14 protein-coding genes are annotated in these 23,801 nt (G+C 44.2%); 13 read left to right on the top strand and 1 reads right to left on the bottom strand.

Going from position 1 to position 23,801, the window contains the following annotated elements:
- Positions 1-150: 150 nt before the first annotated feature.
- From J5A55_RS09215 to J5A55_RS09155, 13 genes are all read left to right on the top strand, one after another.
- Complete coding sequence (locus J5A55_RS09215; protein WP_004381729.1) at positions 151-1,983, top strand: SusD/RagB family nutrient-binding outer membrane lipoprotein; 1,833 nt, start codon at positions 151-153, stop codon at positions 1,981-1,983.
- Between the two features lie 98 nt (positions 1,984-2,081).
- Positions 2,082-5,114: an endo-beta-N-acetylglucosaminidase gene (locus tag J5A55_RS09210; protein ID WP_004381730.1), complete on the top strand. Its 3,033-nt coding sequence runs from the start codon at positions 2,082-2,084 to the stop codon at positions 5,112-5,114.
- A 177-nt stretch (positions 5,115-5,291) separates the two neighbouring features.
- Positions 5,292-9,032 carry an endo-beta-N-acetylglucosaminidase gene (locus tag J5A55_RS09205; RefSeq protein ID WP_004381731.1) on the top strand — a complete coding sequence of 1,247 codons (3,741 nt, stop codon included), beginning with the start codon at positions 5,292-5,294 and terminating at the stop codon, positions 9,030-9,032.
- A 146-nt stretch (positions 9,033-9,178) separates the two neighbouring features.
- The gene (locus tag J5A55_RS09200; protein ID WP_004381733.1) at positions 9,179-12,946 is read left to right on the top strand and encodes an endo-beta-N-acetylglucosaminidase; all 3,768 of its coding nucleotides are present in this window, start codon (positions 9,179-9,181) and stop codon (positions 12,944-12,946) included.
- Between the two features lie 505 nt (positions 12,947-13,451).
- Complete coding sequence (locus tag J5A55_RS09195) at positions 13,452-13,763, top strand: T9SS type A sorting domain-containing protein (RefSeq protein ID WP_004381734.1); 312 nt, start codon at positions 13,452-13,454, stop codon at positions 13,761-13,763.
- A 47-nt stretch (positions 13,764-13,810) separates the two neighbouring features.
- Positions 13,811-14,359 (top strand): RNA polymerase sigma factor, encoded by a 549-nt coding sequence (locus J5A55_RS09190; protein ID WP_004381735.1) that lies wholly within the window; start codon positions 13,811-13,813, stop codon positions 14,357-14,359.
- Positions 14,360-14,451: 92 nt separating this feature from the next.
- Complete coding sequence (locus tag J5A55_RS09185) at positions 14,452-14,637, top strand: hypothetical protein (protein ID WP_004381736.1); 186 nt, start codon at positions 14,452-14,454, stop codon at positions 14,635-14,637.
- A gap of 64 nt (positions 14,638-14,701) precedes the next feature.
- A complete protein-coding gene (locus J5A55_RS09180) occupies positions 14,702-16,219 on the top strand; it encodes a glycoside hydrolase family 10-like protein (protein ID WP_039851023.1) in 1,518 nt (505 codons plus the stop codon).
- A 669-nt stretch (positions 16,220-16,888) separates the two neighbouring features.
- Positions 16,889-17,542 carry a rubrerythrin gene (gene rbr / locus J5A55_RS09175; RefSeq protein WP_004381741.1) on the top strand — a complete coding sequence of 218 codons (654 nt, stop codon included), beginning with the start codon at positions 16,889-16,891 and terminating at the stop codon, positions 17,540-17,542.
- A 221-nt stretch (positions 17,543-17,763) separates the two neighbouring features.
- Positions 17,764-19,086, top strand: coding sequence for a hypothetical protein (locus tag J5A55_RS09170; RefSeq protein WP_004381742.1), 1,323 nt, complete (start codon positions 17,764-17,766; stop codon positions 19,084-19,086).
- Between the two features lie 499 nt (positions 19,087-19,585).
- Complete coding sequence (locus tag J5A55_RS09165; protein ID WP_004381745.1) at positions 19,586-20,050, top strand: MaoC family dehydratase; 465 nt, start codon at positions 19,586-19,588, stop codon at positions 20,048-20,050.
- Positions 20,051-20,349: 299 nt separating this feature from the next.
- Positions 20,350-20,841, top strand: a complete 492-nt coding sequence (locus J5A55_RS09160; protein WP_004381746.1) for a MarR family winged helix-turn-helix transcriptional regulator — start codon at positions 20,350-20,352, stop codon at positions 20,839-20,841.
- Between the two features lie 33 nt (positions 20,842-20,874).
- Positions 20,875-21,291 carry a ferritin family protein gene (locus J5A55_RS09155; RefSeq protein ID WP_004381747.1) on the top strand — a complete coding sequence of 139 codons (417 nt, stop codon included), beginning with the start codon at positions 20,875-20,877 and terminating at the stop codon, positions 21,289-21,291.
- A gap of 533 nt (positions 21,292-21,824) precedes the next feature.
- Here J5A55_RS09155 and J5A55_RS09150 read toward each other — a convergent pair.
- The gene (locus J5A55_RS09150; protein WP_211802952.1) at positions 21,825-23,486 is read right to left on the bottom strand and encodes an IS1182 family transposase; all 1,662 of its coding nucleotides are present in this window, start codon (positions 23,484-23,486) and stop codon (positions 21,825-21,827) included.
- Positions 23,487-23,801: the final 315 nt, after the last annotated feature.

Genomic DNA, 23,801 nt, shown 5'->3' with positions numbered 1-23,801 from the left:
GAAAGAAGTTAAGATAATAGTGCTGATTGCGAAACTTCTTTGATAACCGAAGGGATTAGAGATGTTATCCTTTACGTGTACTTTCTCTTTTTACTCCTACTCTCTATAGATAAGGAAAATCAATAAACTAACAATCTAAAGAATAAAGTAATGAAAAGTAAACATATAATCGTACTCATGGCGATGGCATTGCCTACATTCGGTTTACAGTCATGCCTCGACTATGATAACCCTGGTGATGAGTTCAACTCAACAACTAAGAACGTTGAGAAAGTTACCAGCCGTGGTGATGTGGATAAGATTCCTTTCCGTCAAGCTACTGATGCAGCGGCTGCTGGTGCAGCATTGACTGCTATGCAAGATTTGCTCGATGCAGGTGTTGGTGGACAGTTCTCTATGCGTGGAGGTAAGAATGGTGAGAACCCAGGTCCACATGCTTATCAATACCAGTATTCTCTCGGTGTAGACAACTATGCAGAGTATTCTGTCGTTCCACACACCTTCTTCCAGTATTCAAAGATTCGTTTGGCATCATCTTACGCTATTGATCAAAAGTGTTATGGTGGTGCATGGGGTTCATTCACAGAGATGAAGACGAGTCTTGTACCTATCTTGAATAACGAGAAAATCAATGCTATTCCAGAGCTGAAGGCTGCTTACTTGACACTTTTCAATCAGCAAGCTGTAGAAGTTGCTGACGTTTATGGTCCAATGCCCTATCGTGAGTTGAAGACGAACTTACAGGTTGGTCCTTATACATATAATAAGGTGGAGGATGTTTACAATGATGTTATTGCCAACCTTGACACCGCTGTTGCTTGCTTCCATTACTTCGATCAGAAGCCAGCAGCTTATAAGCAGAAGATTAAGGACGCTTTCGTTGAACGCTTCGTAGTAATGAACAATGGTGGAACTGCTGACGGAACATTGAAGGAGTGGGCTCGTTACGCAAACTCTTTGAAGCTCCGTATTGCCATGCACATGGTAAAGAGCGACCCAGTTCGTGCACAGAAGTTAGCGGAAGAGGCTGTTACTGATGGTGTCATTGAGAATGAGTCTCAGAGTGTTTCTATCCGTCCGGGTGTGATGGGATTCAGTCATCCATTGCCAGGAGTAGAGAATTGGGGTGATGCTCGTATGAGTGCAACGATGGAGATAACCTTAAAGACCTTCGATCACCCATGGTTGAAATACCTCTTTAAGAAGAACGATAACGTAATTAAGAACAACAAGACGGGTGAGACGACACCAGCAAATACTCGTATTTGTGGTATACGTACAGGTACACACCCAGGTGAGGGACAAGGTTACGATGAGAACCAGTACATCGCATTCAGTAAGTTGAATGAACAATACTTCACCACTGCTCCGCTTTATCTTATGAAGTATGCAGAGGTTTGCTTCCTACGTGCTGAAGGTGCACTTCGTGGTTGGAACATGGGCGGAACACCACAGCACTTCTATGAGGAAGGTATTCTTCATGGTAACTGCGAAGACCCAGAAATGAAGTCGAATGACGGTGAAGGACCTGCAGGTCAGCATGGTGTCAACTGGTATGACGCATGGATTCATAAGTACATGGAGCAAGAGAATCCTGTTGCTTACGTCTATAAGGATCCTACGGGTGATACCCCTGACGCTGCTTCTCCTATCCATGTTGGTGTGAAGTGGAATGATGGTGACTCTCAAGAAACCAAACTTGAGAAGATTATCACACAGAAGTATCTTGCCACATATCCTAATGGTTTCGAGGCATGGGTAGACCTTCGTCGCACTGGCTTCCCACGTATGTTGCCTGTTCTTAACATTGATGAGGCTGACGGTAGTTTGCATCCTGGTGACATTATGCGCCGTTTGCCATTCCCTGGAACAAGTGATATTGCTACCAAGCAGGATGTTGACAATACTGGTATTCCTGCCTTGGGTGGTCAAGACAAGATGGCAACTCGCCTCTTCTGGGATAAGTTGACTCCTAACTTCTAATCGTATCGTTATTTTGAAACAACGTCTTAGCAGAGAGCATGAATCGGCTCTCTGCTGGGAATCAAATTATAGAAAGCTAATAACCAAGCCTAAATTATATGAATAAAAAAATTACTCTTAGTGCATGGCTCATTGCAGCCATGATGACAATGGCACCTGTTGGTGCTAATGCACAAACCTATTCTCCAACTGCTTCAACGCAAGTTTATGATCTTTCTAAGCTTAGCGATCAAGTCTTGTTAGAGCATTTTGCAAAGCTCGCAGACCAAGGGAAGAAGTATCCAACAGATGCTGATCTGAAGGAATGGGGCATTAAAGACGAGGTGGAATTCATTCGTTCTCACGTGAAGAAACGTGCTATTGAGTCGCGTGAAGACCGTCTTATCAAAGGCACATACGAGAAGCGTAACCTCTTTATGAATATCCCCGGCGGTGCTGGAAAGAACCTCGGCGGTTATCCATCAAAGACTTTTGCGAATGATAACTTCTCTATGTGGAACTATACCAACCTATTTGGTGCATGGAACTACGGGCTTTTCCAGGCTCCGGGTTCATGGGCTGATGCTGCGCACCGCAATGGTACAAGCATCTTTGCTGGTATCAAGTTCTTCGATCATACGACTGGTTCTGCAGCTGATAGTTGGGCTACTTTCATCATGAAACGCAATAAAGATGGTAACTTCCGTTATACACATGCAATCATCAACTGCATGCGCTTCCTCGGTTTCGATGGTATCAACTATAACTGGGAAAATACAACCAAGTATAAGAATCGAGACAATGTAGCATTCCATCAGGAGCTTTATAAGATTGCAAAGGATGAAGGGTTCAATGATTTCAAAATCATGTATTATACAACGAACTCAAGTCTAACAGACTATACTTCAAAGTTTATGTGGGGACAAGACCCTGATCATCGTATCTCTGAAGTAATGTTGAATTACGATGGTAATGACTTCAGTCGTTCTATGGACAGCTCTGTAAGAGAAGCAGAGAGGACAATGAACTCTGCTGATGGTCTATATGCTGGTGTATGGATTGTTAGTATGAACAGAAGTTGGAACAGCCTCAATAAGAATGACGATGCTAAGCGTTGTGGTATCTGCCTATGGGGTGAACATGCAGAAAGTCGCTTCTGGAGCTATAATACAGGTGGTGATGCTTTGTCGCGTATGTCTAATTATCAAGAGTATTTAGAGCGTGCTTTCTCTGGTGGTAATCGTAATCCTTTGTTACGCCCAGAGATTAGAGACTATGGTAATGAGGTTGAGGCACAAGGTAGCACACCTCCATTGAAAACATTTGCAGGTCTTGCTTCATGGATTCCAGAGCGTACTGCCATTTCTGGAAAACTACCTTTTGCAACTCACTTCAACATGGGTAATGGCGAACTTTATAATTATAAAGGTAAGAAAACAGCTGGCTCATGGTATAACATGAGTAGTCAGGACGTTGTTCCAACCTATCGTTGGTTGGTTGTTAATGCAGGTACAGAGACTGCAAGCACAGCTATTCAACCATCTTTGACAAACGAAGATGCCTATACAGGTGGTGCTTGCTTGAGCTTGAAAGGTGTAAGCAATGCAGGTCCAACAGACGTTGTTCTCTATAAGACTAACCTCACCCCTTCTAAGGGTAAGGTCGTAGCTAAGGTTGCTATTAAGACTGGTAAAGAGGGAACAACAGACTCTAAACTTTCTTTGATTGTACGTGTGAATGGTGCTTGGAAAGCATACGAACTGGGTAAAACAGAGAATAGTAATTGGACAGAAAAACGTGTAGAACTGAATGATATCACTACTAATCAGAAGATTGATCGTATCGGTTTGCGTGTAAATAATCCAGATGCTAACTATAAAGTTCTTGTTGGTAAGCTCGAAATCAATGATGACGTGACTGCCACACCAGCAAATGTTAAGGATCTGACCATCCAAGTGAAGGAAGAGACCAAGACCTCTCTTTCTGTAAAGGCTGTATGGGGTATTGATAAGGAATCAGGCTCGGCTCCAATCGTATATAACGATGATGCAAACATTGATCACTTCGAGATTCTCTATAAGAATGGACAGAACGGAACTGTTTCAGAGATCGGTCGTACTTCACAGTGGGCTACTTTCGTTCCTAACATTCAGTTTACAAGTGTAAATGATAAGCCATTTATCGGTGTTCGTTCAGTAGGAACTGACCTCAAGACATACTCTAAGGTAGTATGGAAAGAAGTACCTCGTGCTAATCAATCAGAGCTTCCTGCTGCGAAAGAAGAGGAGTATGGAACCGTAGAACTCGATAATGCTGCAGCTGGTGCTGCCATTGCAAAGCGTTTTCGTTATGTTGAGAAGTTCCAGACAGAGGGCGGTACACAGAACATAGACTACACTGCTTCTGGTCCTGCTGGTAATGAAACCAACTATGTTGACGCAACTAATCATAAATTGGTAGTGGCTCAAGGCGCAAAAGTTACGGTGAAGATTAAGGGTCGTGAAGCAAAAGATTATCCTGATGGAACGCATGATGACCTCCGTTACTGTATGGGTAAAGCATGGATGGACTTTGATGGTGACCATCAGTTCAATCCTGATAACCTCTCTGAAAAGCCAGAGTCTGGCGAGTGTGTAGTCTTCTTTGGTAAGGTTCGTGCTGGTGTTCCAGAACAGGTACAACAGCTTAATACATACGAGTTCACCGTTCCTAAGGATGCTAAACCGGGTAAGAGTCGTATCCGCCTCGTATTCTGTGACGCATGGTTCCAGGGTGGTTTGACCCCAACGGGTAAGTTCAATAAGGGCTTTGCTATCGATTTCGACGTGGAAATCACAGGTACAAATAAGGCTCGTGGCAGTAAGGTTGACACCCACGATAAGGGCACAGCAGACCAGCCAGAGATGCTTGAAGGTGGTTCAACTAACATTGAGACAGCTAATGCCGGTGCGGCTTCTTCAGTTGTAGTTGCCGATGGTAAGGTTAACTTTAGCAATGTTGAGCGTGCATGGATCTTCTCTGCTGATGGTCAGACTATCAAGAGTATGGTTCAGCCAAAGGCGTTCAATACAAACGAGTTAGTACCAGGTGTTTACCTTGTTAAGATGTTGAATAAGAATGTTATCCGCACACAGAAGATAGCAATCAAGTAATAAAAACGGAATAAGGTTAACTGACTTGCACACTACAAGTTGGTTAGCCTTATTCTATTTTATGGTACAAACCGATGCCCTCATCCATCTTCTATGATGAAAAAATTGATGGTGAGGCATAGGAAAACAAGTCTTTAATAGAAAACCTAATCAATAAACGTAAAACTTAAATTATTTATGAAGAAATTAAATTTGCTCCTTTTGGGCTGTTGCTTGGCTCCTTCTACGCTTATGGCGCAGGAACTAAAGGATGGCTACATCTCGTGGGGATTCGAGTCACAACAGTTCCCCTCAAAATTGAGAGATTGGTCAAAAACCAGCCCAAAGATTACTGATGATGACAACTTCTTTATCTCTCGTGTGAAGCCAAAGATGCGTTTCCGCAATGCTGATACACAGGTAAGAACAAACATTACAGCGGAGAATGATAAGCGACTTATAGCTTGGTTGCCATGGAACGTGCCGAGCAAGAATGCTCTTCCTGATGGTGTCTTCGATTCCGAGGTGTTCTCAATGTGGCCTTACGTTACCCATTGGGGTGACTGGAACTGTGGCTTAGGTCGTATTCCAGCTGCGCTGCTTGACGTTGCTCATAAGAATGGTGTGCCTGTAACATCGGTTGCTGGTATTCCTAATGCGAACTTGTCGGGTAATTGGAAATCAGCTTTAGAAACCCTCTCTAAAGTTGATGCTAACAAGGCAGCAGCCTATATGAATTACTTTGGTTATGATGGTTTCGGTTATAACTCAGAGTATTATGAGACTTATACCCGTGGTAGGACAACTAAGGCAATTAGGGACTTACACGTTAACTTGAATAAGCTTATGAAGCCTATCAACCCTATTTTTGAGAATGTATGGTATGATGGTACACAAGAGAATGGCAGTATCAATTTTGACCAGGGATTGACAGATAATAACAAGAGTATCTTTGGTGAGGCTGGTAAAGAGGCTGCTTCGCTATTCTTTAATTACAATTGGAATCGTTCATGGTTATTGAAGAACTCAGTAGAGAAAGCTAAGGAAATCCATCGTGACCCATTATATCTCTATGCAGGTATCAATATGCAAGGTGGTGAACCACACTCAATGCCTCGTTGGACATTGTTGAAGGACTATCCAATCTCTATTGGCTTGTGGGGTGCTCACTCTCAGAACATGTTCTTTGAGAGCCGTGGTGAGAAGGGAAGTGACCCTGAAACCAAGCAACGCACCTATATGTTGCGTACAGAGCGTTGGTTCTCAAGTGGCTCACGTAACCCTGTTAACAACCTTGAAATCAATAACAGTTTGAATTACAACGCTGACAACTTTGATTTTGCAGGTATGTCTGCTATGATGACAGCGCGTAGTTCAATGTCATGGGATTTAACAGAAGAGCCATTCATTACCCACTTCAACCTTGGTAATGGTAAGTTCTTTAATTACGATGGACAGCGTAAGAACGACCGCCCATGGGTTAACGTTGGTGTACAGGACTACTTACCAACATGGCGTTGGTGGTTTGCTACCAAGTTATTAGGTCGTCAGCCTATTGATGTCCCAGATGATGGAACAGGCTTAGATGCCGAGTTTGTATGGGATGATGCTTATCTTGGTGGTTCTACTGTACGCATCTTTGGTAACACTCCTAAGGAGTATCTCCACCTCTTCAAGACCGATTTTGAGTTGAAGTCAGGCGATAAGATCACCTTCCGTTATAAGGTGAAGGCTGGTAAGTCAGATGCTTCTTTGGTTCTTTTAACAAAGGATAATGTAAGTGCCGAGAATGATTATAAGGTATTGAATGCTTCTGATGAGACAGATGAAGATAAGTGGGTAGAGAAGACTATCACCGTTGATGGCACCTTAGCTAACAAGCACCTTGCACTCGTTGCATTGAAGATGGAGAATGCAAGTAACCTTAATCTCTATCTTGGTGAGTTCTCTATTGTACGTGGTACATTCGAGAAACCAGCAAAGCCAGAGGTAGTATCTACCACCTTGTTGCACTCTGCAAAGAATGGTGTTGATGGTAAGATCATCTTCAACATGCCTAACAACAAAGCTACAGGTGAGCCTTGCTACAATACCGATGTGAAGACTTCTCTCTTCAAACTCTGGGCACAGCAGGGTAATGGAGATCCTATCTTGATGGGTGTTACAACCTCTTGGGCAGGTATGTACTACTCTGTTCCGGTTAATCTTGAGGGCGAGGGTACGATTAAGTTCGGTGTTTCTGCCGTATCTCTTGATATGAAGAAAGAGAGTGACATAGCATGGGGCACAGAGCAACACTCTATCTTTACTCAGTACGAATATAATGATGAAATCAAGGCTAATAAGTCTATCATCAAACCTAACGAAGAGTTTACAGTAGCTTATGTAGACCCACGTCATGAGGCAGGAAACTGGAAGATTGAGCATAATGGGAATGTTGTTGCAAGCAGTGACAACACTAAGGAGATCCATGTTAGTGGCTTAAACGATACGGGCTTCTATGACCTTGTGCTTACAGGTATGGTTAAAGAGAATGGACATCGCGTCAATAAGGAAGTAAAATACTCTAACTACATTCAGATTACTTCTGATGCTGTCGGTGCTGTACCACATATCAACTCTCTAACTGCCAACGATCAGACAACTTCTATCGAAGTTCTTCCAAATGCGGAAGTGACAATGAAGTACGAGGGTAAGAAGGCTGACGGTGCCGGCTCAAGAGCTATCAAGGCACTTGAAAAACCTATTGCTGTTAAGGTTTCCGACCTTGGTCTGACAAATAACAATCAGCCTTGGTCACTTGCTTTCTGGGTGAAGTTCAATAGCTTCTCTGGTGGTACTCAGATAATTGATATGCGTAGTCCAGGTATTGGCTGGCCACAGAATCACTGGGGAACAATGTGGTCTACATATGATCCAAACACTGGTATCTACGAGTTAACACTACGTGCAAAGAATGGTGGTGGCTCTCCAGAGTACAAACAACGTTGGAAGGTTGACTTCGTTCCAGGTGCTTGGACACACTTTACATTGGCTATGGATGGTGATGGAACAACAACCAAACCTATGCTCTATATCAATGGTAAACAGGCTGAAGCTACTACTTGGGACAATGGTACTAATGGTACAGGTCTATGCCCTCATAGATTTGCTAACAATGGTTGGTGGGATACTAATATTCTCGGCATCAGTCTCGGACGTCATCAAACAGCTGCAATGAATGCCACGGTAGACGATGTTAAGTTCTATAATAAGTATCTCTCTGAAGCCGATGCCACAAAGTCTATGATGTCAACCGACATCAATGAAGACGGTTTGAAGGCTTATTGGAACTTTGAAGACAATGCTGATGGTGACAACTACTTTGTTAGTAAGGTTGGTTCAGCTAAGTTGGCTCATGGTGAACTACGTGCTGGAGTAGGTGAGGGTGTTGCAGGATTTGTGCCAGATGCACCTACTTACGATGCTGGTAGTCCATTCGTTACAGGTAACTTCAAGGTTACTACAACCGCAGAGTGGGCAGCAAAGAAGGCAACCATCATAGAGAAATCAGGTAACGACCTCGCTGGTAGTGCTAAACTGAAGTATGCTAAACCAGGCGATTATGAGGTAACTTTGACATTGAAGAATGCTCATGGTTCAGATACTCGCACCTTCAAGGTAATCAAGGTGAAGGCTGATCCAACAGGTATCAATGGTACTGAGGCTGCTGACATGAAGGTTTATTCAGTTGATCGTGATGTATTACTCGACATTGAAACAGCGGGTAACTATCTTGTTCAGATCTACTCTACAAATGGTCAGCTCGTAGCTGGTAAGAGTCTATCAGTCAATGGTGCCGATAATGTTCGCCTCCATCTTGGTGCTCAAGGCGTTTACATTGTAAACGTAAAGAAGGATGGTAAGACACTTCGTACCGTTAAGTTAATCTGCAGATAAGATGTTTTTTGAGAAGTGAGGGGAGTCCAATAAAATGAAAGTATCTCCCTTTGCTTCTCAAAACTCTGTTCACTTCTCAAAATAACTCCCCTTAAAAACCTAAAATAATAACCCCTTAAACCAATTATTAACTAAACATTTAAATCATGAAAAGGTTTACGCTTTTTGCGTCCTTGGCTCTGGTTAGTTGTTTGAGTGCTACTGCACAGCGCACTCCGACACATCCGTTAGACATTCAGGACGCTAAGTTTGAAGATCTCCCTAATTATCTGGAAGCCTGGATGAAAGGAGACATGAAACAGCCACAGGGCGTTAGTGCGATTGATGATCAGTTCTACATCTCTCGCGTTCGTCCGTTGGAACGTATCAAAGATGGTGATTATCAGGTACGTCCGGCAGTTAACCCAGAACGCAAGATGTGTCTCTGGACACCACTTGATGACCCTACCTCTAAGTGGAAGGCATTGCCTCGGTATTGTTTTGAAGGCGATAACTTCAGTCTTTGGTCATACATTGACATTCACGGAAACTGGACTTCTCCATGGGTTCGTTCGTCTGCCGGTCTTACTGACGTAGCCCATAAGAATGGTGTGTCAGTAGGTTGCGTGATGTCAATAGGCTATGGTGCTTATGTTTATCCTAATCCTTTTGCGGGTAATACCTATGGTAAAATCCTGTACAAACTGCTTCAGAAACAAGGCGACAAGTATAAGTATGCTGCGCCATTCGTGCGTTTAATGAAGTATTACGGCATCAATGGTGTCGGTTTCAACTCGGAGTTCCACACCTCTGCCGCTGTAATGGAAGAGCTAACTAACTTCTTCGTTGAGTGTCATAAAGAGGCTAAGAAGATTGATTGGAAGTTTGAGGTACACTGGTATGATGGTACTGGTGATAATGGCGGAATCCACTTTGATGGTGGTTTAGGTGACCATAACAAGAAGATCTTTGGTGATAAAGACCACATTGCAACCGATATGCTTTTTGCCAATTACAACTGGTATGGTGGGCTTCTGAGCGGTTCTGTCAACACTGCGAAGAGCTTAGGTCGCAGTAGCTTCGACTATTATGCAGGCTTTGATATACAAGGACGTGCATTGCGGAATGACCATTGGAGTGCATTACTAAACAATGACATCTCTATCGGCTTTTGGGGTGCTCACTCACAAAGTCTCATCCATCAGAGTGCAACCGACGATGGAACATCAGACGTAGCGATACAGAAAGCCTATCTAAAGAAGCAAGAATTGATATTCAGTGGAGGTAATAACAACCCCGGTTATCTGCCTGGTATCAAAACGAATTGTACGTTGGCTAACTCGAGCCTAAGGAACTTCCACGGTCTTGCAACATTCCTTACAGCGAAGTCAACCATACAACAGATACCATTTGTCTCACGTTTCAACCTTGGTAACGGATTGAGCTTCCGCAAGGATGGACAGGTTGCTTTTGATCATAAGTGGTATAACCTCAATACCCAAGACTACATGCCAACATGGCGTTGGTGGATTACTGATCGCACCGACCAAGTCAATGGTGGTAACATCAACGGACTGGTGAAAGCAGAGCTAACGTTCGATGATGCTTATTGGGGAGGCTCTTGTTTGTCACTCTCCGGACAGACAGACTTCTCTCGTGTGAAGCTCTTTAAGACCATGCTTGAGGTGCAGCCTGACTATGAGTTCTCGGTTACCTATAAGACATTGAAGGGTACAGAGTCACACGCGAAACTCTTTGTTGCATTGAAGGATCATACTACTGACTATAAACAAGTTGATTTACCAGCTACAGAGACAGCAGGTAAATGGAGCACATTCACCGTTAAGGCGTCCGAACTTGGGCTTGCTGCAGGTGATAAGGTGGCTATGATGGGACTTGTTGTAGAGAATAGTCCTGCTGATTATCAGCTCCATGTTGGTGAGATGGCATTGCGTAATAAGGCACAATCATTCAATACTGTTACTCCTACCATTAAGCAAGTACAGGTGCTCCGTGGGCGTTACAATGCTTGTGACTTTAAGTTGCAGTATGCTTCAAAGGAGGAGAAAGACTGGGAGAAGACCTATAATGATGAGGTTGGCACATGGTATTATGAGATCTACTTCCAGCAGAAAGGACAGGAAGAAAAGCTCCTTACCGCCACAACTTCATGGGCTGCTTACGTTGTAGATGCACCTATGTTGTCAGGTGCCGACAAGCGTGAATGCCGCTTCGGAGTGCGTGCCGTTGCCCCTGATGGTAAGCAGGGTTCAGCGATCGTATGGTCTAACTATCAAACAGTTGATTATGACCAGCCATTAAGCGACGTAGTTGCTGACCGCCCAGTCATCAAGCCGAACGAGGAGTTCACATTGAAGTATCTTGACGAGATGGTGCCTGCTGCAAAGTCATGGACATTGAAGAACTCTGTGACGGGAGCTACTGTTGCAACCGTGGAAAATGGTACAAGTGCTACATTCAAGGTTGAGCAGGAAGGAACTTACGACCTCGTTGTTGTTGATAGTAAGGGTAAGTCAACCACAACACGTGGTAAGGTGAAGATTACACCAGAAGCTACTGGTGCTGTTCCTCACATCAACTCGCTCACAGCAAACAAGTCAATGGAGCAGACCACCAAGCCCGTTACTTACACCTACGACGCTCGTTTGGGTGAAGGTAAGGCTTCTCATGGTTTGGTAATCAATGATCCTAAGATGTTCCGCATCCCTGGTGACGTTCAAAGAGGTAAGTCTTATTCATACGCATTGTGGTTCAAAGCTGATAACTTCAACCATGATAAGCAAGGAACAAACCTTATCAACAAGAACTCTATCTATGATAAGTGGCCTCACAACAACTGGGGTGACCTTTGGGTAACTATCCGTCCGGAGTGGAGAAGTCACCCTGCTAATGAGGTGTCATTCAATACAATGGGTTGGACCGAACATGACAATCCATACGAGGATGTGATGACTAAGGACTATAGCATTACTCCTGGTGTATGGAACCACATTGTTGTGACCCACGATGATGGTAACATTCAAAAGATCTACTTCAACGGTCGTCAAGTTGCAAGTCACAGCTTCGCAAACTCTAAGCGTCGTGAGGATGTAGCGCAGAGTGACCGTCGTATCGATCCAAGCAAGGTTGCCGACATCTTCATCGGTGGCGGTGGTGTTTACAAGAGCGGCTTCAATGGTGTCATTGATGAGGTTCAGGTATGGGACAAACCACTGTCTGAAACTGAAGTTTTAGAGGCTATGCAGGGTTATAAAGAAGGCTCTGTACCTTCTCACCTAAAGGCTTACTTCACCTTTGAAGAGGCTAATGGTATGAAGTTCAAGAACCTTGGTAGTGCTGGTAGCGATTATGATGGTTCTGTTGTCGTTGTCTCTGGTAGCGGTGGTGAAAACACCTCCGGAGCTTCTTATGTAGACCAACAACCTAACAACGATGTACTCGGTTTCCCTGGTATCGTTGGTACCTACGATGTGAAGACCACTCCTACATGGGTATTAGGTGATGGTAAGATCTCATCAGAAGCAGATAAGACAGCAGTTGTTACATACGCTGCTCCGGGTAAGAAGAATGTCACCTTGAAGTTGAAGAACGGATGGGGTGAAGATGAGAAGACGGTGAATGAAATCGTTGAAATCACTGCTTTACCAGACGGCATATCTACTGTTGAGACCGAAACAGGCTTGAGTGTTTATCCGAATCCATTTGTTGAAAGCGTCAACATGCGCTTCGCTGAGGGTGGTCATTACACATTAAATATCCTTGGCGCAACCGGTTCGCTCTTACAGAGCAATCAGTTTGATGCAGTACAGGGACAGGTTGTTAACGTTGCTATCAGTGGTACACGTGGCATCTATTTCGTACAGGTAATGAAGGATGGAAAGACTTACAAGACCTTGAAAGTAGTCAAGAAATAATTTAGGTTTAAGTTTTATATCAGTGAGCTGGGCAGCTCCTGCAAGTAATTGTGGGTGCTGTTTCAGCTCACTTCTCGTTAGACAGAGTACCTAATAGGGTGTGTTAAAGACAGAGTAACATAATAACAGGTCATGTTGTAACACGTTTTTAGACAGAATGACACGATGACATGCAATTTTACTGATATATTCTTAGACAGAATGACACAATGACATGCGGTTTTACTGATATATTCTTAAGCAAAAGAACACGATGACATGCGATTTTACTGATATATTCTTAGGCAAAAGAACACAATGACATGCGGTTTTACTGATATATTCTTAGCCAAAAGAACTTTAAGATCCTTGCTGCAAACTTAGAGTCCTTTTTGTCTTAAACAAGCTGTTCCTCTGTTCTTTTCTTTGGTTAATTATTATTAAAGATACCCTGTTTAATACAATAAACAAGGTGAAGGTATGGCGGAAATTGTTATCTTTGTAGCTAATATAAAAGCATTCGTCTATGGTAAAAAAGATATTTACTCCTTTCATACTCACCTTAATACTTCTCATGGGGGGTGTTACTACGGCTCGTGCAGAAGCTCCCGCTGATATGATAGAACAGGAGATTCCGTCAATCACCATTACTATCACAAGCAACATCCTACATGTTGTTGGGGCAGAGAATGAGGTTCTTTCGATCTATAACATTACAGGTGTAAAGGTACTGAATGTGCGTGTTGATGGTAGCGATAAGCACTACACTCTGAACTTCCCAAGGGGTTGTTACATCGTGAAAGTAGGTAAGTTAGTCCGCAAAATATCAATTCGTTAAGACAAGTGAGCCCTCTTGTCTGATACAGAAATAGCTTTTTGACAATCGTGTCTCCCCTCGATGAATCGGAAGAAGTTCGCTTGTTGGCGAGCTCGGAAGAGCGACAAAAAGCGTTCGAAGACATTGTTAACCAGTATAGTGAGCAGCTATATTGGAAGATTCGTAGTATTGTTCTTACGCATGATGATGCCGATGACGTGTTGCAGAATACGTTGTTAAAGGCATGGAAAGGACTTGACAATTTTCAAGGTAAGTCCCAGCTAAGTACGTGGTTATACCGCATTGCTATCAACGAGTCGCTCGCTTTTCTACGCTGTAAGCGTTCGGAGGTCATCGCAGGGGTTGAAGCTGAAATGCACATCGCCAGTGAGTTGTTGGCTGATGAGTATTTCGATGGTGATAAGGGACAGGCGGTGTTGCAAGAAGCCATCGCCACCTTGCCTGATGTGCAGCGTATGGTATTCACCTTACACTACTTTGATGAGATGAAGTATAGCGATATGAGCGACTTACTGGGTACGAGTATCGGAGCATTAAAAGCCTCCTATCACATTGCAGTAGAGAAGATTACAGCGATTATGAAGCGTTACGAGTGATGTTCCTCATCGTTCAGAACGAAATTAAATGGCACCTTGTTTAAACCAATGGGTCGACTCTGAATCAAAGAAGTAACAAGTATAATACTCTTATGAAACCAGAATTTTACCTACAAACAACCTATGGAAAGGTGCGTCCCTTCCGTGTTCCCGATGATTATTTTGCGTCTTTTCCCAGCCGACTGATCGATAAGCTGTTAGCGAATGAGGCTGTGGCAAGTTGTGAGGAGCTGTGCCAGCGGATGAATGAAGACCATCACCTGTCTGCTAATATATAATAAGGTGTAGCGGAGGAGACCGATTTTAATAATTAAAAACATGACAAAGAGAAAGATAAAACACATGAGACAGATTCGTGAAGGCATGAAAGTTCTATCGTTGATAGTACTTTTCATGGCTGTGAGTATGGGCACCTTTGCCAAGAGTCAACCGTCAAAGCGTGAGTTTCGTGGGGCTTGGATCCAGTGTGTCAATGGGCAGTTTCAGGGTATCGGAACGCAACAGATGCAGCAAACCCTGCGCTATCAGTTGGACGAACTACAAAAGGATGGGGTTAACGCCATCATCTTTCAGGTGCGACCAGAGTGCGACGCCCTCTATCCGAGTAAGTTAGAACCATGGAGCAAGTTCCTCTCTGGGCGGCAAGGACAGGCTCCTTCGCCTTATTGGGATCCCTTACAATGGATGATTGAAGAATGTCATAAGCGGGGAATGGAGCTGCATGCGTGGATCAATCCCTATCGTGCTAAGACGAAGACAACCAACCAGTTGGCTAATAACCACATCGCTGTGCAACATCCCGAACGCGTCTTTTCATACGACGGACAATACATCTTGAATCCAGCTTTGCGTGAGAACCGTGAGTATATATGCCAGGTTGTTAACGACATTGTGACCCGCTACGATGTAGACGGGCTTCATATTGATGATTACTTCTATCCTTATCCTGCTGCCGGACAGCCCATTCCCGATCAACGCAACTTCCAACAGGATCCGAGAGGATTCTCGAATATCAACGACTGGAGGCGTGATAACGTTGATGTCTTCGTCAAGGAGTTAGGCGAAACGATACATAAAGCGAAGCCATGGGTGAAGTTTGGCGTGTCACCCTTTGGTATTTACCGCAATCAAAAGACCGACCCTCGTAACGGAAGTAGGACGAATGGACTTCAAAACTACGATGATCTCTATGCCGATGTACTAAAGTGGGTAAATAACGGATGGGTTGATTATTGTGTTCCACAGCTCTATTGGGAGATCGGCAATCGTGCTGCTGACTACAAGGAGTTGATTGGTTGGTGGAATCGCAACGCTGGGAAACGCCCATTATACATAGGTGAAGACGTGCTGCGAACCGTCAAATTCGCTGATCCACAGAACCCTTCTATCCATCAGTTAGCGGCTAAGCGCCGCTTACACCAGCAGTCGGCAAATGTCAATGGAACGGTACTTTGGTATGCAAAATCGGCTGTTGACAACCCCGGAAACTATGGAACTCTCTTGCGAACAGACTACTGGCGCTATCCAGCCTTGCAACCCTTAATGCCTTTCATAGACTCTGATGCACCGAAGCACCCTAAGCGGTTGAAGGCAAAATGGGAGCGCGATGGCTATTACCTGACGTGGAAAGCTCCGAAGGGAAAGGGCTGGCAGGATGAAGCCTACCGATATGTTGTCTATCAGTTCACGCCCGATGAGCCTCTTAATACCGATGACCCATCAAAGATTATAGCCATGCCTTACGACAATAAGGTGCGTTTGAATTATAAAGATGGCAGTCGTAAGTACGTCTATGTGGTCACTGCTCTGGATCGAATGAGCAATGAGAGCGCAGGAAAGAAGAAGAAGGTGAAGCTGTAAAGAGGTTCTATTCTCAGCCACAACCAGCCTCACCCCAAGGCGATACAGGCTTCCCACCAGCCCAATCTACAGCCTCACCCCCGCCCCCTCTCCGAATGGAGAGGGGAGTAGATAGTATTATTTACAAACAAAGAGGGCGTTTCTTCGATGTGAAGAAACGCCCTCTTCATTGCAAGGAAACGCCCTCTTCGATTGGAGAAGGGCGTTCCTTTAATTAATGATAATACTAACCTGTAGGGACAGACGCCCTCGTCTGTCCGCATAAGGGAGGCTGCTGGTAATGTAAGGTGGACTGTTGGAGCGGACAGACGAGGGCGTCTGTCCCTACAGGTTCTCCATTGTTTCCAACAGAACAAACAACTTGTTAACTCGTCAACTATCCACTCGTCAACTTTACCTAATCATAATTTTGAATTATGAACTTTGAATTTTGAATTAAAGAAGAGGCTTCTTTTACTAATTATCCATCGTCTAAATAGATTAGTTGAGAGGTAAAAGTATGTGAAAAGAGTTGCTTGTTTCGGATATAATTCATACCTTTGCAACGTGATTTGGAATAATTACAAAAATACTAAAAGGATAACACTTGATGGCGAGCTGATCGTTAGGAGCGATGGAGCTATCAATGAAGAATAAGATAGATATACATTATTTAAATACAAAAACATTATGAAGAAGAAGTTTATTTGCACAGTTTGTGGTTACATGTATGAGGGTGCTGAGGCTCCTGCTGAGTGCCCAGTTTGTCACGCAAAAGCCGATAAGTTCAAGGAGTTTAACCCATCAGCTTTGAAGGGAACAAAGACAGAGCAGAACCTAAAAGCAGCTTTTGCAGGTGAGAGTCAGGCTCACACTAAGTACCTCTACTATGCTTCTAAGGCAAAGAAAGACGGTTACCAGCAGATCGCCGGGTTCTTTGAAGAGACCGCACTAAACGAGAAGGAGCATGCTAAGCTATGGTTCAAGTTCTTGCATGAAGGCGATATCCCAACAACGACGAAGAACTTAGAAGACGCTGCAAATGGCGAGAACTACGAGTGGACGGATATGTATGATCAGATGGCAAAGACCGCTATGGAGGAAGGCTTCCCAGAGTTAGCTGTTAAGTTCCGCGGTGTTGGTCAGGTTGAAAAGCACCATGAGGAGCGTTATCGCAAGCTGTTGAAGAACATTGAGGACAAGGTTGTCTTCTCTCGTGATGGCGATTGCATTTGGCAGTGCCGCAACTGTGGTCATATCGTAGTAGGTAAGTATGCACCTGCTGTATGCCCTGTTTGCAACCACCCACAGAGCTTCTTCCAGGTTCAGGAGAATAACTTCTAAATTCTCGCCGAGCGTGACGACGATAAGACAATAAGTCGGTCTTTATAATTCCACATCGTCAGTCGCACTGGAGAAGAAAGACTATAAGAGTTGTATCAACGCTTGATACAACTCTTTTTTATATCACCTTTTGCCACGAAAGGACCCGTTTTCTCAGATAATTTTCGTACTTTTGCGCCACTTTTTGCCCTTTGGCAACAACATAAACATAACGTTTTACGATGGAAACTGCAATGGATAACGAAACAGAAAGTCTACAAGCATGGACTGAAGTAAATCACCAGTCAGAAGATTATAACCCTTTCGTGAAGGCACCGCTACTAACTCGTGCCACACGATTCAGCCTTTGTCGCACGGGACGGGAGCCTGAGCAGGTGCGCCAGAGCTTTGTTGTTTTTCGTGCGAAAGGCACTACCGAGTGGGAAGATAATGCCCCACTGGGACGCATTGAAGCGATGGTCTTAGGCGATGATGACGAGGAGGTGCGTCCTACGGAAGTAATCAATTTAGGTGTAGACCCAGCCGATTTCCTCACGATGGTGCGCCAGGATGCCGAGTCAACAACCTTTCGGATTGATTGGTATCATGGTGAGGTACGGGTCGAAGGAGCGAAGAAGACCGATGAAGGATACAAGGTTCATAAGGCGGATTGTGCTGATGGTAAGCCACTGACGTGCACCCTCACACCTGATAAAGAGGGCGATTCGTTCACTTTGGAACTGCAGTTACCCTTTTCCGGGTTTAATATCACGGGCGAAGATGGGGCTATGGTAGTGGGCGATCTGACCATTTCTTCTGACGAATTAGACAAATATACCTATCGTTTCGAAGGTAACGAGGATGATGATCGGTTTGCTGTTAGCCTCGACGACTTGGCTCAGAGCTATCAATATATATGGTATGAGGATGGCACGCTATCGGTTCGCAACCTCCGAAAGAAGATGGAGAAGGTGCGCGAGCAGGCTGCCCAAGGAAAGCTGTCGGAGCTGTTACAGGGTTCGCGCAACGCTTTGGTGAAACATAAAGACACCCGTTGGCGAATCATCGTTACGAAGGCATTGCAGACAGAAGAGGCTATGGATCTGAATGCGGTGGACTTATGTCGGATGGTATTCACACGTTTTCAGACCACAGATGTGGATGAGGATGCATTGATACAGGAGCTAATTGCGATGGAAGACCACCATTATTTCCAATGGATGTGGCTCAAATCGGACGATTGGCAGCATGAGCATCTGGCTGATTTGATGGGACTTGATGGTATAGAGCAGGATCAGGAGAAGATGATGCAACTGGCATTACGTTATAATCAGTTCGAACGGTTCATGCAGAAACTGCGCCGTGCTTCATTGGATGAGGTTGGTCCGGTACAGGCTGATGCACTCCAGATGCGCAACAACAAACGTAAGATTGCACGTTGTCTGAAGCGTTTAGAGCGTCATCAACAAGGCGAGGAATCCCTATGGGAAGCCGATTTGGAGGAGCGAGAAGAGCAGTTGCTGTTCTTCCGCAGCTACCATAGTGCATTTGAGACAGTCGATTGATTGCTTTGCAGTTCGGATTCTTTTTTGTATTTTTGCAGTGCTGTCTGAGTTGGCGAGTAGACGAGTTAGCAAATAAACAAGTTGCTTGTCTTGTGGGAAACACCGCACCGAAAAGTCAGTTGGGATGGTCGGTTGGTGTGTAACGAAACTGCGCCTCATTAGCAGAAACAGCAGGGGCAAGAACGAAGAGACGCCCTCGTCAAAAGGAAGAGGGCGTTCCGTCGCATCGAAGAGAGGCTTTCTTCACATCAAGGAAACGCCCTCTTTAAATTGAAGAGAGGCTTTCTTCAAATGAAGCGAACATCACCGTGTAGGGACAGACGCCCTCGTCTGTCCGCCAAATCACGATTAATCCTCCCCAATCTACCTCTCTTTAGGCGGACAGGTGAGGATGCCTGTCCCTACATTGAGGCACTACATCCAACAGAACAAGTAACTTATCTACACGTCAACTCGTTAACTTGTTTACTCAAACAAACAACTACAATAAATCAAGACAATGGCAAAATTAATTGTAAATAACTATGATGAGCTTGCTGCCCGATTAGGTGAGAAGCTTGGAGAAAGTGAGTGGTTACTGGTTGATCAGGAGCGTATTAACCTCTTTGCTGACGCTACCCTTGATCATCAATGGATACATGTTGACCAAGAGCGGGCTAAGGTGGAGAGTCCTTATAAGAGTACGATTGCACACGGATACCTTACCCTTTCGCTCTTACCACACATGTGGCAGGAGATCATCGAGGTGCATAATCTTAAGATGATGGTTAATTATGGCATGGACAAGATGCGCTTCGGAAAGCCTGTATTGTCTGGCTCACGCGTTCGACTCGTTGCCAAACTCGACAGCATTGAGAACCTCCGTGGCATTTGCAAAGCAGGTATCAAGTTTCAAATTGAGATTGAAGGCGAGCGCAAACCAGCCCTTGAAGGCGTTGCAACTTTCCTTTATTACTTTGAATAAGGACATCGCCTAAGTTTTAGGAAAGGGGTGTTTCAAAGGTTCGGGCGCATGAAGAGTGTGCCCGTAGAAGCTCATCTTGTGGGATATGTGAATCGTTTTATCCTTTAAAAGATAGTGAGAACGACCTTTGAAGCACCCTTTTTACTATCAAAAAGTGTTAAATGTTTTATGCTATCAGCTGATAGTTAGAACATTATAGTACCTTTGTACATTATTCTAAGAGGGATAACAACACAAGAAAGTTAGCTTGATAGCAAGGCTGACACAAACAAACACAAATTAAAACAAGATATAGAAATATGGCATACGACCAACTTAAACTTCGCAATCAGATATGTTTTAGATTGTACACAGCAAGCAGACTCGTCACACAAACATATTATCCTCTGTTGGAGAAGTTGGGGATTACTTATCCACAATACCTCGTCCTCATGGCATTATGGGAGGAAGATGGACAGAAGGTGATGGAGTTGGCGCATAGACTCTACCTTGATTCCAATACGGTAACACCGCTTATTCAGCGCATGGCAACCGAAGGACTCGTGACGAGAAAGAAGGGTGAGAAGGACGCAAGAGAGACTTACGTTTACTTGACGGAGAGTGGAAAAGCACTTGAAAGTGAGGCTGCCAGCATTCCTTCTTGTATGTTGGGAAAGATTCTCAGTGACGCTACCGGCGTTGAGACTTTACGCTCTTTATCAGTCGAATTAGACGGCGTTATCAAGACACTCTCCGAGCAACGTGCTATGGAGAAGGCACTTGCAAAGGATAAAGGTAGCCAAGTTTTGTAGTAAAGAAAACTACTAAATAGTAAAGAGAAAACAATGGACAAAAAAGGAATATACGGTCTGACGAAAGGTACAGGACTTGAGAAATTTATCGAGGCAGTCGCTATGAGCAAGGCAATGGGTGTGATGAACTATTACTCATTGGCGTTGATGGCAGAAGAGCAGGGGCTTCCTGAGGAATTGGCAAAGTGTTTCCGCGAGTTGGCGGATCGGGAGTCTGTGCATGCCGGGTTCTATGCAACGCTGAATGCAAAGCTCCCTTCGGATGTCTTCCAGATGATGGAAAACATGCAGAAAGGCGAGTTGGGGGCAGGAAAGTTCCTACAACCTCTTGCCGACAAGTTGCGTGAGTTGGGTCGAGAGGATGTAGCTCTTCAGATTGAGGAGTATATCCGGCAGGAGCTTCACCATGGTGAGATTCTTGGCGAATTGTTGGCTAAGTATAAGAAATAAGGAAGCCTCACTCCGTCCCCCTCTCCTATTGGAGAGAGGCGTAAATAGTGCTGTTTGCATTCAAGCTAATACTCTACAGAAATATTAATAACAATATCTTAGAATTAAAGGAACGCCTTCTTTGTTGGCAGATGGTACTATCCACTCCCCTCTTCATTCGGAGAGGAGCTGGAAGGTGAGGCTATAAAGTAGGGACAGACGCCCTCGTCTGTCCGCCCATTTACCCTTATATGGCATCCCGTTAGGTAACATCCCCTCCTTGGAGAGGCTTAGGGAGGCTTTTTATTTGCTGTGCTTTGGCGGACAGACGAGGGCGTCTGTCCCTACAGGTTGGTATTATCATTAATTAAAGAAACGCCCTTCTCCATTTGAAGAGGGCGTTTCCTTGCCATGAGAAGGGCGTCTCTTCACATCAAAGAAACGCCCTCTTTGTTTGCTAATAGTAGTATTTACTGAGGGTGTGTCAAAATGGACACATCCTCTTTTCTACTCCTCTTTACTTCATCTACCGCATAATTCGTTATTTACTGCAGCTATGCCGCTAATTTCATATAAAATGATTTGTTGGGCTTCCAATAGCTTATATAAACTTCTATAGAGCATCTGAAGGTGACTAAAAGTACCTCCATAATAGCTTTTAGCTCCTTGAGATTATTTTTTTTGCACATTTTTCCTATGTTAAAGGCAATAGCAAAGAAGGCAAAATCCATATTGACCTTGTCTTTTCCCAAATGCCTAAACCTCTTGTAGGCTTTATTGTATTTTGTTTGTCCAAAAACAGCTTCAGGTTCTATGCACCTTCGTCCTCGATGCTTGATGCCTTCTTCCGAGGTCAGTAGTTCCCGTGCCTTTTGTTTATAGTACTGTAGTTGGTGGTTTACTTCTATAATTCTGTTCCCTCTTGCCTTAAAACATGAGCCTCTCAACGGACAACCATCACAGCGTTCTGCCTGATAACGTACACTGTAAGTAACGAATCCATTAGAGGTTAGGGAACGCTTCATGCCTATACGCTTCATATGCTGTCCCATAGGGCAGACGTAGAAATCCTGTTCCTTATTATAATAAAGGCTTGCAGGACAGAATGGGTTAGGTGTATAGCGTGGATGCTGCTCTTTATGGAAGTAGTTATACTTCACATAGGCTTCCATATTATGTACGTCCATGAACAGATAGTTCTCCTCGGAGCCATACCCTGAATCGGCTACGACTGTCTTGGCATAACGATGGTAACGTGAGTTGAAGGACTCCAAGAAAGAAGGAAGTGTAAGCGTATCTGTACGGTTAGCATAGAGTGCAAAGTCGATGATAAACTGGTTCTCAGTTGCTATCTGCAGATTATATCCAGGCTTAGTCTGTCCGTTCCGCATAGCATCCTCCTTCATGTGCATAAACGTAGCATCAAGGTCGGTCTTGCTGTAGGAGTTTCTCTCCCCCATAATCTCAAGGTGTTGGTCATACTCTTGGAGTTTATTACGTTTCTTCTCAAGCTCTTTAAGCTGTTTTTTCTTGGTTCTAACAGCCTGCTTCTCTTCTTTTGTCTTAGGCTCAGGGGATGATTCCAAAGACTTGTTCAATTCCTCGGATATCTCATCGAGCAGAGCTGCAGTAAACTCGACACCTTCTGTCTTAGCGGCATTGTCCTGCGCTATGACATCATCAACCTGGAGCAAGAGTGTGCGTATTTGTTCCTGCAACTTGGCGCGGTTCTTTTCCACGGTTCTCTTCCAAACGAAGGTATACTTGTTGGCTTTCGATTCTATTTTTGTGCCGTCAATATATTCAACGTCAAGACTTATCAAACCTTTGGCTGCAAGTACTAATACCACTTGTGTGAAGATATTGTTGATTTCCTTTTTCACACGATTACGAAAACGATTGATGGTAATAAAATCAGGCTGCTCATATCCTGCCAGATAGATGAAATGAATGTCACGCTTGAGAAGCGACTCTATACGACGGCAGGAATAGATATTATTCATATAGGCGTAAAGAATCACCTTGAGCATCATTTGTGGATGATAAGGCTTACGCCCACTGGGCTTATAAAGCTTGTAGACATTATCCAATATAAGATTATCCACCAAGGCGTCTAAAAGACGAACAGGGTTATCTTCTGCGATATCCTTATCGATTCTTTGAGGAAAAAGAATCATTTTCTTGTGTATGTAAGAACGAAAGTGTACCTTTGTCATAATGAGATTTTTTTGTATGCCTAAAGGTACAAAAACTTTAGGAAATAGCAAAGCCCTGGCTTGAGAAAGTCGGGGCTTTGTGCATAAAAAAGAGTGTGTGGCTATTTTGACACACCCTCTCCTTTATTTAAAGAACATGCCAACCTGTAGGGACAGACGCCCTCGTCTGTCCGCCAAATCACAGCAAATAAAAGCCTCCCCAAGCCCCTCCGAAGGAGGGGATGTTGCCTAACGGGATGCCAAGAGGGGGGTGAAAAGGCGGACAGACGAGGGCGTCTGTCCCTACAGGTCCTCTATTGTTTCCAACAGAACAAA

This window comes from Prevotella veroralis (assembly GCF_018127765.1).
Classification (GTDB): domain Bacteria; phylum Bacteroidota; class Bacteroidia; order Bacteroidales; family Bacteroidaceae; genus Prevotella; species Prevotella veroralis.
This window is presented reverse-complemented; position numbering and strand designations above follow the sequence as displayed.